12 protein-coding genes are annotated in these 12060 nt (G+C 63.2%); 5 read left to right on the forward strand and 7 right to left on the reverse strand.

From position 1 onward, the window contains the following. Window positions 1-84: 84 nt before the first annotated feature. Together cysE and cysK are read left to right on the forward strand one after the other, a co-directional pair. A complete protein-coding gene (gene cysE, locus E7681_RS06680; RefSeq protein ID WP_136338510.1) occupies window positions 85-900 on the forward strand; it encodes a serine O-acetyltransferase in 816 nt (271 codons plus the stop codon). A gap of 95 nt (window positions 901-995) precedes the next feature. Beyond that, window positions 996-2057 (forward strand): cysteine synthase A, encoded by a 1062-nt coding sequence (cysK, locus tag E7681_RS06685; RefSeq protein WP_136338511.1) that lies wholly within the window; start codon window positions 996-998, stop codon window positions 2055-2057. Window positions 2058-2111: 54 nt separating this feature from the next. Here cysK and E7681_RS06690 read toward each other — a convergent pair whose 3' ends face one another. The 4 genes from E7681_RS06690 to E7681_RS06705 all read right to left on the reverse strand — a co-directional run bounded on the left by E7681_RS06690 (window position 2112) and on the right by E7681_RS06705 (window position 6249). After that, a complete protein-coding gene (locus E7681_RS06690) occupies window positions 2112-3413 on the reverse strand; it encodes a pyruvate dehydrogenase complex dihydrolipoamide acetyltransferase (protein WP_136338512.1) in 1302 nt (433 codons plus the stop codon). 12 nt (window positions 3414-3425) lie between these two features. Then, the gene (locus tag E7681_RS06695) at window positions 3426-4793 is read right to left on the reverse strand and encodes a pyruvate dehydrogenase complex E1 component subunit beta (protein WP_136338513.1); all 1368 of its coding nucleotides are present in this window, start codon (window positions 4791-4793) and stop codon (window positions 3426-3428) included. Window positions 4794-4808: 15 nt separating this feature from the next. Continuing rightward, window positions 4809-5798, reverse strand: a complete 990-nt coding sequence (gene pdhA, locus E7681_RS06700; protein ID WP_136338514.1) for a pyruvate dehydrogenase (acetyl-transferring) E1 component subunit alpha — start codon at window positions 5796-5798, stop codon at window positions 4809-4811. Between the two features lie 151 nt (window positions 5799-5949). Further along, window positions 5950-6249 (reverse strand): FtsB family cell division protein, encoded by a 300-nt coding sequence (locus E7681_RS06705; RefSeq protein WP_136338515.1) that lies wholly within the window; start codon window positions 6247-6249, stop codon window positions 5950-5952. 188 nt (window positions 6250-6437) lie between these two features. Between E7681_RS06705 and E7681_RS06710 the strand changes: the two genes are divergently transcribed. Then, on the forward strand, window positions 6438-8054 hold the full coding sequence (locus E7681_RS06710; protein WP_136338516.1) for an acyl-CoA dehydrogenase family protein: 1617 nt from the start codon (window positions 6438-6440) through the stop codon (window positions 8052-8054). Here E7681_RS06710 and E7681_RS06715 read toward each other — a convergent pair. From E7681_RS06715 to E7681_RS06725, 3 genes are all read right to left on the reverse strand, one after another. Then, a complete protein-coding gene (locus E7681_RS06715; protein ID WP_136338517.1) occupies window positions 8051-8557 on the reverse strand; it encodes a GNAT family N-acetyltransferase in 507 nt (168 codons plus the stop codon). The two genes, E7681_RS06710 and E7681_RS06715, sit on opposite strands and share 4 nt — an antisense overlap. An 80-nt stretch (window positions 8558-8637) precedes the next feature. Continuing rightward, entirely contained in the window at window positions 8638-9531 is an 894-nt protein-coding gene (locus E7681_RS06720) for a fructose bisphosphate aldolase (RefSeq protein ID WP_136338518.1), read from the reverse strand. A gap of 119 nt (window positions 9532-9650) precedes the next feature. Beyond that, complete coding sequence (locus tag E7681_RS06725; protein WP_136338519.1) at window positions 9651-10844, reverse strand: phosphoglycerate kinase; 1194 nt, start codon at window positions 10842-10844, stop codon at window positions 9651-9653. Between the two features lie 127 nt (window positions 10845-10971). On the opposite strand from E7681_RS06725, the gene E7681_RS06730 reads away from it, so the two are divergent. After that, a complete protein-coding gene (locus tag E7681_RS06730; RefSeq protein WP_136338520.1) occupies window positions 10972-11478 on the forward strand; it encodes a peptidylprolyl isomerase in 507 nt (168 codons plus the stop codon). Continuing rightward, window positions 11471-12019 carry a peptidylprolyl isomerase gene (locus tag E7681_RS06735; protein WP_136338521.1) on the forward strand — a complete coding sequence of 183 codons (549 nt, stop codon included), beginning with the start codon at window positions 11471-11473 and terminating at the stop codon, window positions 12017-12019. Before E7681_RS06730 ends, E7681_RS06735 begins: the two co-directional genes overlap by 8 nt. The last annotated feature ends 41 nt before the right edge of the window (window positions 12020-12060 follow it).

Below are 12060 nucleotides of genomic sequence, written 5' to 3' on the forward strand. Positions count from 1 at the left end.
GTTTTGTGATCAATCATTTCAGACCTTTGCATTTTGCCAATCGGTCCTATCTGCTATAGTCCAAGTGACCGGAGGACCGCAGTCATGTATGAAACGCGCGCCAAACTTGCTGAAATCGATCCTGTCTGGAACCGGATCATCGCCGAGGCCGAACAGGCCGTAGCTGATGAACCGTTACTGGGCGGGCTGCTGCATTCGGGCATCCTGCATCATGCCTCGATCGAGAATGCGCTGGCCTATCGCACCTCGCTGAAACTGGCCTCGGGCGAGATGTCCGAGCAGCTGATCCGCGAAATCTGCGATGCCGCCTATCGGGCCGATCCGTCGCTGTCGCTGTCGGCGCGGGCCGATATCGTCGCAGTCTATGACCGCGATCCGGCCTGCCATCGCTTCCTTCAGCCGCTGATGTTCTTCAAGGGCTTCCAGGCGGTGCAGTCCTATCGCATCGCGCATTGGCTGTGGACAGTCGGGCGCAAGGATATGGCCTATTTCTTCCAGATGCGGATTTCGGAAACCTTCGGCGTGGACATCCACCCGGCGGCCCGGATCGGCAAGGGCATCATGATCGACCACGCGCATTCCATCGTCATCGGCGAAACCGCCGTCGTGGGTGATAACGTCTCGCTGCTGCACTCGGTCACGCTGGGCGGCACCGGAAAGGAAGACGAGGATCGCCACCCCAAAATCGGCGACGGCGTGCTGATCGGCGCGGGTGCCAAGGTGCTGGGCAATATCAAGATCGGGCATTGTTCGCGCATCGCGGCGGGCTCGGTCGTGCTGCATGACGTGCCGCCGAAAACCACCGTGGCGGGCGTTCCGGCCAAGGTCGTCGGCGAGGCGGGCTGCGATACGCCGTCCGTTGTCATGGACCAAAGCCTGAAGGGTTGTTCCGACTGCTGATCGGAAAAAGGGAAGCCCTCCCAACCGTTTAGATTGCGCAGATGCCCGGCGGGATTTACCCTGACCGGGCATTTTCATTCCCCGGGAGGAGCGCAATGACTCGCCAAACCGAAGGCCGCGGGCGTCTGTACGACAGCGTATTGGACACCGTCGGCAACACCCCCGCCATCCGCATCAACAAGCTGGCACCGGACCACGTCAGCCTTTACGTCAAGGCCGAGGCGTTCAATCCCGGCGGCTCGGTCAAGGACCGGCTGGCGCTGAACATCATCGAAGCGGCCGAGAAATCCGGCGCGCTGAAACCCGGCCAAACGGTGGTCGAGGCGACCAGCGGCAATACCGGCATTGGTCTGGCAATGGTTTGCGCGGCCAAGGGCTATCCGCTGGTGATCACGATGGTGGAAACCTTCAGCGTCGAGCGACGCAAGCTGATGCGCTTTCTCGGCGCCAAGGTGATCCTGACCCCGAAAGAGCAAAAGGGCACCGGCATGTACCAGAAGGCCAAGGAATTGGCCGAGAAAAACGGCTGGTTCTTCGCCCGCCAGTTCGAAACGCAAGCGAATGCCGACATTCACGAACACACCACCGCGCGCGAAATCATGGCCGATTTCGACCGGCTGGATTACTTCGTTACCGGCTTCGGCACGGGCGGCACCGTGACCGGCGTCAGCCGTGTTTTGCGGCGTGAGCGGCCCGAGACCAAGATCATCCTGTCCGAACCCGCCAATGCCGCGATGGTGCAAAGCGGCACCGCGCAGGAACGCACTGCGGATGGCGAACCCGCCGTCAGCCACCCGGCCTTCAACCCGCACCCGATCCAGGGCTGGACCCCGGATTTCATCCCGCTGGTGCTGCAGGAACTGCTGGACAAGAACGGCTATGACGAGCTTCTGCCCGTCGCCGGCCCGGAAAGCATTCAGGCCGCCCGTCAACTGGCGCTGCAAGAGGGGATTTTCACCGGCATCTCCGGCGGAGCGACCTTTGCCACGGCGCTGAAGGTGGCTCAGACTGCGCCTGCGGGATCGGTCATTCTGGCGATGCTGCCGGACACGGGCGAACGCTATCTCTCCACCCCCCTGTTCGACGGGGTCGAGGATGTGATGACCGAGGACGAGATCACCCTGATGCGATCAACACCTGGCTACCAGATGGGCTGAAACGAAAAACGCCGGGGCAGGACCCCGGCGTTTTTCTTTGGTATATCAGTGACTTCACGCCAGCATGGTCAGCGGGTTTTCCAGGTTGTCCACGATGGCTTGCAGCAGCTCGGCCCCCAGCGCACCGTCGATCACCCGGTGATCCACCGACATGGTGACGGACATCACGGTCGCCACGGTCAGCTCTCCATCCGCGCCGACGACGGGCTTTTTCACGCCCGAGCCGACCGCCAGGATGCCCGCATGCGGCGGGTTCACGATGGCGTCGAAGTTGTCGATGCCGAACATGCCCAGGTTCGAGATGGCAAAGGTGCCGCCCTGATACTCGGTCGGGGCCAGTTTGCGATCACGCGCGCGCTTGGCCAGGTCTTTCATCTCGGTCGACAGGGCCGACAGCGACTTCATGTCGGCATCTTTCAGAACCGGAGTGAACAGCCCGCCCTCGATCGCCACGGCCACGGCCACGTCCGAGGGTTTCAGCTGCAGCACACGGTCGCCCGCCCAGACTGCGTTGCAGGCCGGAACCTGTTGCAGCGCGTTGGCGACGGCCTTGATGATGAAGTCGTTGACCGACAGCTTCACGCCGCGCGCTTCCAACTGCTTGTTCAGCTGGCCGCGGAACTTCAGCAGCGCGTCCAGCTTGATGTCGCGACGCAGGTAGAAGTGCGGAATGGTCTGCTTGGCCTCGGAGAGGCGGGCCGCGATGGTCTTGCGCATCCCGTCCAGCTTGATCTCTTCGTAAGCGCGACCTTCGTACATCTTCTTGACGGTCTCGGTCGAGGGGCCAGCCGGGGCCGCTGCAGCAGGCGCAGGGGCGGCAGCTGCCGGGGCCGCTGCGGCCACGGGGGCAGCGGCGGGCTTGGCGGTGGCGCCTTGCACGTCGGCCTTGACGATCCGCCCACGCGGGCCAGAGCCTGCGATCTTCGTCAGGTCCAGACCTTTGTCAGCCGCGATACGGCGGGCCAGCGGCGAGGCGAAGACGCGACCGCCATCGGCAGCCTTGGGGGCAACCGGGGCAGGGGCAGCACTGGCCGCAACCGGGGCCGCCGCTGCGGCCGGCGCCGGAGCAGCCGCCGCCGGAGCGGAAGTTGCACCGATATCAGCGGCGTTTTCGCCTTCTTCCAGCAGCACCGCGATGGGCGTGTTCACTTTCACGCCTTCGGTGCCTTCGGCGACCAGGATCTTGCCAATCACGCCATCGTCGACCGCTTCGAACTCCATCGTCGCCTTGTCGGTCTCGATCTCGGCCAGCAGGTCGCCCGATTGAACGGTGTCGCCTTCTTTCACCAGCCATTTGGCCAGGGTGCCTTCCTCCATCGTGGGGGAAAGCGCGGGCATCAGGATTTCAGTAGGCATCGCGATTTCTCCTTACCGATAAGTGACTTGCTTGACGGCGGCGATCACTTCGTCGGTGGTCACCAGCGCCAGTTTTTCCAGGTTTGCCGCGTAGGGCATCGGTACGTCCTTGCCGGTGCAGTTGATCACGGGGGCGTCCAGATAGTCGAACGCGCGCTCCATGATGACTGCCGACAGGTGGTTGCCGATGGACGCAACGGGGAAGCCTTCCTCGACGGTTACGCAGCGGTTGGTCTTCATGACCGAGTTCAGCACGGTGTCATAGTCCAGCGGACGCAGGGTGCGCAGGTCGATGACTTCGGCGCTGATACCGTCGGCGGCCAGTTTGTCGGCGGCCTCCAGCGCGTATTGCATGCCGATGCCGAAGGACACGATGGTCACGTCGGTGCCTTCGCGGCAGATCTTGGCCTTGCCGAAGGGAATGGTGAAATCGTCCATGTCCGGCACGTCGAAGGTGCGGCCATAAAGGATCTCGTTCTCAAGGAACACCACCGGGTTGCCGTCGCGGATCGCGGTTTTCAGAAGGCCCTTTGCGTCGGCGGCCGAGTAGGGCATCACCACCTTCAGACCCGGAATTTGCGCGTACCAAGCGGCATAGTCCTGGCTGTGTTGCGCACCCACGCGGGCAGCAGCACCGTTGGCGCCACGGAACACGATCGGACAGCCCATCTGGCCACCGGACATGTACAGCGTCTTGGCGGCCGAGTTGATGATGTGGTCAATCGCTTGCATGGCGAAGTTGAAGGTCATGAACTCGACGATCGGACGCAGGCCACCAAAGGCAGAGCCCGTGGCGATGCCGGCGAACCCGTATTCGGTGATCGGAGTGTCGATCACGCGCTTGGCGCCGAACTCGTCCAGCAGGCCCTGGGACACTTTGTAGGCGCCCTGATATTCCGCGACTTCCTCGCCCATCAGGTAGACGGTGCTGTCACGGCGCATCTCTTCGGCCATCGCGTCGCGCAGGGCTTCGCGGACCGTCTGTTTCTTCATCGGGGTGCCTTCGGGCCAATCGGGCGTCAGGTCCGCCGCTTTGGCGACGGGGGCTGCCGCGACGGGCGCCGGGGCAGGGGCCTCGGCTGCGGGGGTTGCCGCCGCTGCGACGGGGGCTGCCGCGACCACGGCGTCGGCGCTTTCGCCTTCTTCCACCAAGATGGCGATGGGGGTGTTCACCTTCACGCCTTCGGTGCCTTCGGCGATCAGGATCTTGCCGATGACGCCTTCGTCGACGGCTTCAAACTCCATCGTGGCCTTGTCGGTTTCGATCTCGGCCAGGATGTCGCCGGATTGGACGGTGTCGCCCTCTTTGACCAGCCATTTGGCCAGGGTGCCTTCCTCCATCGTCGGAGAAAGCGCGGGCATCAGGATTTCGGTTGCCATTAGTCTGTCTCCTTCTCAGGCGTAAATGTCGGTCCACAGCTCCGAAAGCTCGGGCTCGGGGCTGGTCCGGGCGAAATCGGCAGACTTGTTGACGATTTCCTTGATTTCCTTGTCGATGGCCTTCAGGTCCTCTTCGGTGGCGTGCTTGCCGGTCAGCAGCAGCTCGCGCACGTGTTCGATGGCGTCCTTCTCGTCGCGCATCTTCTGAACCTCTTCGCGGCTCCGGTATTTCGCCGGGTCAGACATCGAGTGGCCGCGATAACGGTACGTTTTCACTTCCAGAATGTACGGGCCTTCGCCCGAGCGGCAATGTGCGACGGCTTTCTCGCTGGCCGCTTTCACCGCCAGAACATCCATGCCGTCGACTGCCTCACCGGGGATGCCGAAGGCCGCGCCACGGGTCCACAGATCGGGCGTCGAGGTCGAGCGACGCTGCGCCGTGCCCATGGCGTACTGATTGTTTTCAATGACGAAAATCACCGGCAGCTTCCACAGGGCGGCCATGTTGAAGGTCTCGTAGATCTGGCCCTGGTTGGCCGCACCGTCGCCGAAATAGGCAAAGGTCACGCGGCCGTTTTCCTGATACTTGTCGGCGAATGCCAGACCCGCACCCAGCGGCACCTGTGCGCCCACGATGCCGTGGCCGCCGTAGAAATGCTTCTCTTTCGAGAACATGTGCATCGAGCCGCCCTTGCCCTTGGAGTAGCCCCCGCTGCGGCCGGTCAGTTCGGCCATCACGCCGTCCGGGTCCATGCCACAGGCCAGCATGTGGCCGTGGTCGCGGTACGAGGTGATGCGCTTGTCGCCTTCTTCGGTCGCGGCTTCCAGGCCGACGACGACGGCTTCTTGCCCGATATACAGGTGGCAGAAACCACCGATCAGGCCCATGCCGTACAGCTGGCCGGCTTTTTCTTCGAATCGGCGGATCAGCAGCATGTCACGATAGAATTTCTTCAGCTCGTCGGCTGAAGTATTTGATTTGGCTTGGGTTTTTCTGGCGGCCATGCGGCGTCCTCCTCCCGAAAACGACAATAGTTTAGCATTAAACTATTTATACATGAGTTTTTCCGTTGAGGCGAGCGCAAATTGACGCAAGGCAAAACAGGCGGGGCAATCCCCGCCTTTTCAATCGGTTAGCGATGAGTGTAGCGTGTTTTCAGCGAATGACCAGTTCGTCGCTGCGCAGCAGACCCAGGACCGAGCGGGCCTGCTCGTCCAGAAGATCAAGGTCGAGATACTCGTCGGACAGGCGTAGGGTCAGGTTCTCCATACGCGCGACTTCGACGTTCAGTTTGGACAGTTCGGTTTCCAGAACGCGCGATTCCGCCGTGATCTCGGCCCGGCGAAATACGCCAAAGCTGCCCTGCACCGCGGCAAAGGTGAAATACCCGCCGGTTGCGAAGGCCAATGAGAAGTAAAGCCATGCCCCAAGGGCAGGTTTTCTGCGACGCGCCATGAATTTTGCCTCTGTCCCCGCCTCTTTCGGACGGCATCGCTAGATTGACACAAGTGATTCGATTTGTGAATCCCCTAATCGTTTCCGTGATTTGGCGTGGCGTCATTTCGCGCGGTACGCGGCGTCAATCTGGATCGGAATCCCGGCTATCGGCATTCTGCCGATACTTCTTGGAGGAGAATGTCGATATGAGCGCCACCGGACACAGCACCCTGCACACGCATGAAGTACTGAACCAACCGCTACCGCGTGGCGCGCGCGATCTCTGGGCGGATGACCTGCCGCTGCGTGAGCAGATGACCCGCGCGGGTGTCGATCTGGCAGCGCTGGAAAAGGCCGGCGCTGCGTTCGGAACCGACGAGATGCTGGGCGCTGCCGAGGATGCCCGCCGCGATCAGCCCCGGCTGAAGCTGTTCGATCGCTCGGGCCGGCGCCTGGACGAGGTGCGCTTTCATCCGGGCTATCACCAGATCATGGACATGGCGATCGAGCACGGGATTACCGCCACCGCCTGGGACGGCTCGCAAGGTGGGCACGCGACCCATGCGGCGCTGACCTATTACATGGCGCAGCTGGAGCCGGGCATTTCCTGCCCGTTGACCATGACATACGCTGCCGTACCCGCGCTGATGACCGATGCCTCGCTGGCGGGGCAATGGGTGCCGAAACTGACCGCCCGCAGCTATGACCCTTCGGTCAAACCACTGTCGGCCAAGGCCGGTGTGACGATGGGCATGGCGATGACCGAAAAGCAGGGCGGCTCGGACGTGCGAGCCAACTCGACCCGTGCGGTGCGCGATGGCGAGCAATACCGGCTGATCGGGCACAAGTGGTTCTGCTCGGCGCCGATGTGCGACGGGTTCCTGACGCTGGCGCAGGCCCCCGGCGGGCTGACCTGTTTCGTGGTCCCGCGCTGGCTGGAGGACGGCAGCCGCAACACGATGCACCTGCAACGGCTGAAGGAAAAGCTGGGCAACAAGGCCAACGCGTCCTCGGAAATCGAGTATGACTATACCCTGGCGTATCGTCTGGGGGACGAGGGGCAGGGCGTGAAAACCATCATCGAGATGGTGCACCACACCCGCCTGGATACGGCCGTCGCCCCAGCAGGCCTAATGCGCGCGGCCCTGGCCGAGGCGAAGTGGTGGATCGGTCACCGCAACGCCTTTCAGCGGCGTTTGATCGACCAGCCGTTGATGCAATCCGTTATCGCCGATCTGGCCCTGGATTGGGAGGCCGCGCTGGCCCTCGCGATGGGCTGTGCGGCGTCCTTTGACGGCACCAGCGACGAGGACCGCGCCTTTGCCCGCATCGCCGTGGCCCTTTCGAAATACCTGTCCAACAAGCGCGCCCCCGGCGTGATCTACGAGGCGATGGAGTGCCTTGGCGGCATGGGCTACATCGAGGAAACCCCGATGCCGATGCTCTACCGCGAGGCGCCGCTGAACTCGATCTGGGAAGGGTCGGGCAACGTAATCTGCCTCGACATCTTGCGTACCTTTGCCCGCGCGCCTGAGTCCGGCGAGGCGCTGCTGAACCGGCTGAACAAGTCCAAGGGGCTGGACGCGCGCTACGACGCGGCGCTGGAGGCGCATCTGGCGCGTTGGCCCGGCATTGCGCCCGAGGCCGAGGCGCGCTGGTTCACCGAAAGCCTGGCCACCCTGCTGGCCGCCGCCATGCTGCTGGAAAGCGCGCCCAATGCGGTGGTGGATGGTTACATCACCACGCGGATCGAGGGCGTGCGCGGTGCGACCGCCGGCGCGGTCTCGGGTCTGGACGTTCAGGCGATCATCGCGCGGATCTAAGGCGCGGGGCGGTCGTCCAGTACCAATTGCAGAAACGTCAGATCCAGCCAACGCTCGAATTTCTGGCCCACTTGAGGCATCTGCGCGACCGTCTGGAACCCCAGCTTTTCGTGCAGGTGGATCGAGGCCGCGTTGCCCGCTTCGATCCCCGCGACCATCACATGCTTGCCGTCTGCCCGCGCGCGCGCGATCAGCGCCTCCATCAAGGTGCGTCCGATCCCGCCGCCGTGCCTGCCGGGGTGGACATAGACCGAATGCTCGACCGTGGCGCGATAGCCGTCAAACGCCCGCCACGGCCCGTAAGAGGCATAGCCGGCGACCTGACCATCGACCTCGGCCACGATCACCGGAAACCCGTCGCCCTGGCGCGTCTGCATCCACGCCACGCGGTTGGCGGCGTCCACCTGCACGTCGTTCCAGATCGCGGTCGTGTTGACGACGGCGTGGTTGTAGATCTCGGCAATCTGGCCGGCATCCGCCGGAGTGGCATCGCGCAGGTGCATCTGGGTAGTCCTAATTGAAACGGGCGGCACGTGGTGTGCCGCCCGCAATCTCAACATCAGCCCGACGGGCTTGGCAAGGCTCAGCCTGCGACAGACGCCGCGTAGATGCTGCCGACGGTGGCGGCCAGCGTGTCGTCGAATTCGGCGTCGCTCTGCTGGGCCGACAGGCCCTCGGTCAGCGCACGAGAGAAGCTGGCGATGATGCCGGTGTTGTTGGACAGGCGGGTGTTTGCCTCGTCACGCGAATAGCCGCCCGACAGCGCCACGACGCGCATCACGCGGGGGTGGTCGACCAGCGGTTTGTAGGCGTTGGCGGCCTCGGGCAGGGTCAGCTTCAGCATGACTTGCTGATCGGCGGGCAGGGCGTCCAGCTGCTTGGTGATCTCGCCCAGCAGGATGGCTTCGGCCTCGGCCTTGTCAGCGATGGTGATGGTCACTTCGGGTTCGATGATCGGCACCAGACCGTGCGACAGGATCTGCTTGCCGACGGCGAATTGCTGTTCGACCACGGCCGCGATGCCCGAAGGCGACGCCGCATTGATGACCGAGCGCATCTTGGTCCCGAAGATGCCCTTCGATACGGCTTTCTCCAACAGGGTGTCCAGCTCGGGCATGGGTTTCATCATGCACACGCCGTCCGCCTCGTCGGCCAGGCCCTTGTCCACCTTCAGGAACGGCACCACGCGACGGTTCTCCCACAGGTAGGTCGCCGAAGGCTTGCCGCCGATGTCGCTGTCCATGGTGCGCTCGAACAGGATCGCGCCGATGATCTGGTCGCCGGTGAAGGCGGGCGAGTTCACGATACGCGCGCGCATGTCGTGGATCAGGCCGTACATTTCCTCTTCCGAGGCATAGGCGCTGGCGTCAACGCCATAGAGCTTGAGGGCCTTCGGGGTCGACCCGCCGCTTTGGTCAAGGGCCGCGATAAAGCCGTTACCTGCGCGCATCTGTTCGGTCTGCTGTGCTTTCGACATGTCCATTTCCGTATAAATTTGACTAACAATCGGGGGCATCCCCGTTTCGGCGCGACACTAGGTCAGCTGAAACGAGGATACAATTCTGGTCGCGCTAACGGGCGCGCGGTTTGGCGAAATCAGGCCGCCGAAGCCTCAAGCGCGGCAACGCCGGGCAAGGTTTTGCCTTCCATCCATTCCAGGAATGCGCCGCCAGCGGTCGAGATATAGGTGAAATCATCCGCGGCCCCGGCCTGATTCAGCGCGGCCACCGTGTCGCCACCGCCTGCGACCGAGGTCAGCTGACCGGCCTTGCTGAGCGTTGCTGCCTTTTGCGCGGCGGCGTTGGTGGCGGTGTTGAAGGGCTCGATCTCGAACGCACCCAGCGGGCCGTTCCAGATCAGCGTCTTGGCACCGTCCAGGATTTCGCTGATGCGGGCAACGCTGGCGGGGCCGGCGTCCAGGATCATCTTGTTAGACGGGCAGGCGTTGTTGGCGACGGTTTCATTTGCGGCGTTGGCTTTGAACTCGGCAGCGACGACGACGTCCGAGGGCAGCACGATCTCGCAGCCCGCATCACCGGCCTTGGCCAGGATCGAGCGCGCAGTGTCCGCCATGTCGTGTTCGCACAGCGACTTGCCCACGTCGATGCCTTGCGCCGCCAGGAAAGTGTTGGCCATGCCGCCACCGATCACCAGGTAATCCACCTTGGCGACCAGGTTGCCCAGCAGCTCCAGCTTGGTCGAGACTTTGGCGCCGCCCACGACAGCCACCACGGGGCGGACGGGCTTGCTCAGCGCCGCTTCCAGCGCCTCCAGCTCGGCCTGCATCAGGCGACCGGCGCAGGACGGTAGCAGACGCGCCACGCCCTCGGTCGAGGCATGGGCCCGGTGCGCGGCGGAAAACGCATCGTTGCAGTAGATATCGGCCAGCTTGGCCAGACGGGCGGAAAACTCGGGGTCGTTCTTTTCTTCGCCGGGATAGAAGCGGATGTTTTCCAGCAGCACCACTTCGGCGGCGCGTTCTTCATCGGTGTGCAGCTCGGCGGCGTCCAGCGTCTCAACGAAGACAACCTTGTGACCCAGCGCCTTCTCCAGCTCTTTCAGGGTCACGCGCAGCGACATGTCCAGCACGACCTTGCCCTTGGGACGGCCGAAATGCGCCACCAGGATCGGGCGGCCACCCTTGGCCAGGATATCGTTGACGGTGGGGGCGATACGTTCGATGCGGGTGGCGTCAGTGACCACGCCATCCTTGACCGGCACATTGATGTCCACGCGCACCAGCACGCGTTTGCCGTTCAAATCCATATCGTCCAATGTCTTCCAACCCATCGCGGATTCCTCCCTGGAGAAAATTTTGCCCTCTCTTGGCGTGAAGCCGCGTTTGCGTCAACCTCTGGCTTGGCAAGCGCGGCGATGGGTCTTAGGTATGGGCCAAGACTTAATGAAGGAGCCCGAAATGGCCGAGATCAAAGACCCCGAAAACACCATCCTGATGGAGCTGAAAGGCGGCACCGTCGTTATCGAACTGCTGCCCGCCGTCGCCCCCAAACATACCGAGCGCATGAAAGAACTGGCGCGTTCGGGCCAGTATGACAACGTGGCCTTCCACCGCGTCATCGACGGCTTCATGGCCCAGACCGGCGATGTCGAACACGCCAACATGGAGAAAGACTATAACCCCCGTCGCGCCGGCACCGGCGGCTCGGAACTGCCTGATCTGCCTGCGGAATTTTCCAAGCTACCGCATGATCGCGGCACCTTGGGCGCGGCGCGCTCGATGAACCCGAATTCGGCCAACTCGCAGTTCTTCATCAATTTCAAGGACAACCACTTCCTGAACGGCCAGTACACCGTCTATGGGCGCGTGATTTCCGGGATGGAGCATGTCGACGCCATCACCCGCGGCGAGCCGCCCGCGAATCCCGACCGCATGATCAGCGTGAAGGTGGCCGCAGATGCGTAAACTGGCGTTTGTGCTGGCACTGCTGGCCACCCCGGCTGCGGCAACCGGTCTCAGGATCGAAGTCGAGGGCGAAGGCGCCAATGGCACCATCGTGATCGACCTGGCCGACGACACCGCCCCCCAACACGCCGCGCGGCTGGCCGATCTGGCCCGCGAAGGCGCCTATGACGGCGTCGTCTTCCACCGGGTGATCGAAGGTTTCATGGCCCAGACCGGCGATGTGCAATACGGCAAGGTCGGCGGCGACATGCGCATGGCGGGCCGTGGCGGCTCGGAAAAACCGGACCTGCCGGCGGAATTCTCGGACGCCCCGTTTGATCGCGGGGTCGTGGGCATGGCCCGCGCACAGGATCCGAACTCGGCCAACTCGCAGTTCTTCATCATGTTCGCGCCGGGCCATTTCCTGAACGGACAATACACCATCGTCGGTCACGTTACCGAAGGCATGGAGATCGTCGACCAGATCAAGCGCGGCAAGGGCCGCAACGGCGAGGTCTACGGCCAACCCGACGTGATGAAAACCGTCACGGTCACCGAGTAAACCGCCCTCTGAAAGGCCCGGCACCGCCCGGGCCTTTTTCC

The sequence above is a fragment of the Thalassobius vesicularis genome, from assembly GCF_004799325.1.
GTDB classification, from domain to species: Bacteria; Pseudomonadota; Alphaproteobacteria; order Rhodobacterales; family Rhodobacteraceae; genus Thalassobius; species Thalassobius vesicularis.

What these genes read in the sequence shown, in the direction of transcription:
- cysE (WP_136338510.1), top strand. Translation starts at nt 85, where the DNA reads ATGTATGAAACGCGCGCCAAACTTGCTGAAATCGATCCTGTCTGGAAC.
- cysK (WP_136338511.1), top strand. Translation starts at nt 996, where the DNA reads ATGACTCGCCAAACCGAAGGCCGCGGGCGTCTGTACGACAGCGTATTG.
- E7681_RS06690 (WP_136338512.1), bottom strand. Translation starts at nt 3,413, where the DNA reads ATGCCTACTGAAATCCTGATGCCCGCGCTTTCCCCCACGATGGAGGAA.
- E7681_RS06695 (WP_136338513.1), bottom strand. Translation starts at nt 4,793, where the DNA reads ATGGCAACCGAAATCCTGATGCCCGCGCTTTCTCCGACGATGGAGGAA.
- pdhA (WP_136338514.1), bottom strand. Translation starts at nt 5,798, where the DNA reads ATGGCCGCCAGAAAAACCCAAGCCAAATCAAATACTTCAGCCGACGAG.
- E7681_RS06705 (WP_136338515.1), bottom strand. Translation starts at nt 6,249, where the DNA reads ATGGCGCGTCGCAGAAAACCTGCCCTTGGGGCATGGCTTTACTTCTCA.
- E7681_RS06710 (WP_136338516.1), top strand. Translation starts at nt 6,438, where the DNA reads ATGAGCGCCACCGGACACAGCACCCTGCACACGCATGAAGTACTGAAC.
- E7681_RS06715 (WP_136338517.1), bottom strand. Translation starts at nt 8,557, where the DNA reads ATGCACCTGCGCGATGCCACTCCGGCGGATGCCGGCCAGATTGCCGAG.
- E7681_RS06720 (WP_136338518.1), bottom strand. Translation starts at nt 9,531, where the DNA reads ATGTCGAAAGCACAGCAGACCGAACAGATGCGCGCAGGTAACGGCTTT.
- E7681_RS06725 (WP_136338519.1), bottom strand. Translation starts at nt 10,844, where the DNA reads ATGGGTTGGAAGACATTGGACGATATGGATTTGAACGGCAAACGCGTG.
- E7681_RS06730 (WP_136338520.1), top strand. Translation starts at nt 10,972, where the DNA reads ATGGCCGAGATCAAAGACCCCGAAAACACCATCCTGATGGAGCTGAAA.
- E7681_RS06735 (WP_136338521.1), top strand. Translation starts at nt 11,471, where the DNA reads ATGCGTAAACTGGCGTTTGTGCTGGCACTGCTGGCCACCCCGGCTGCG.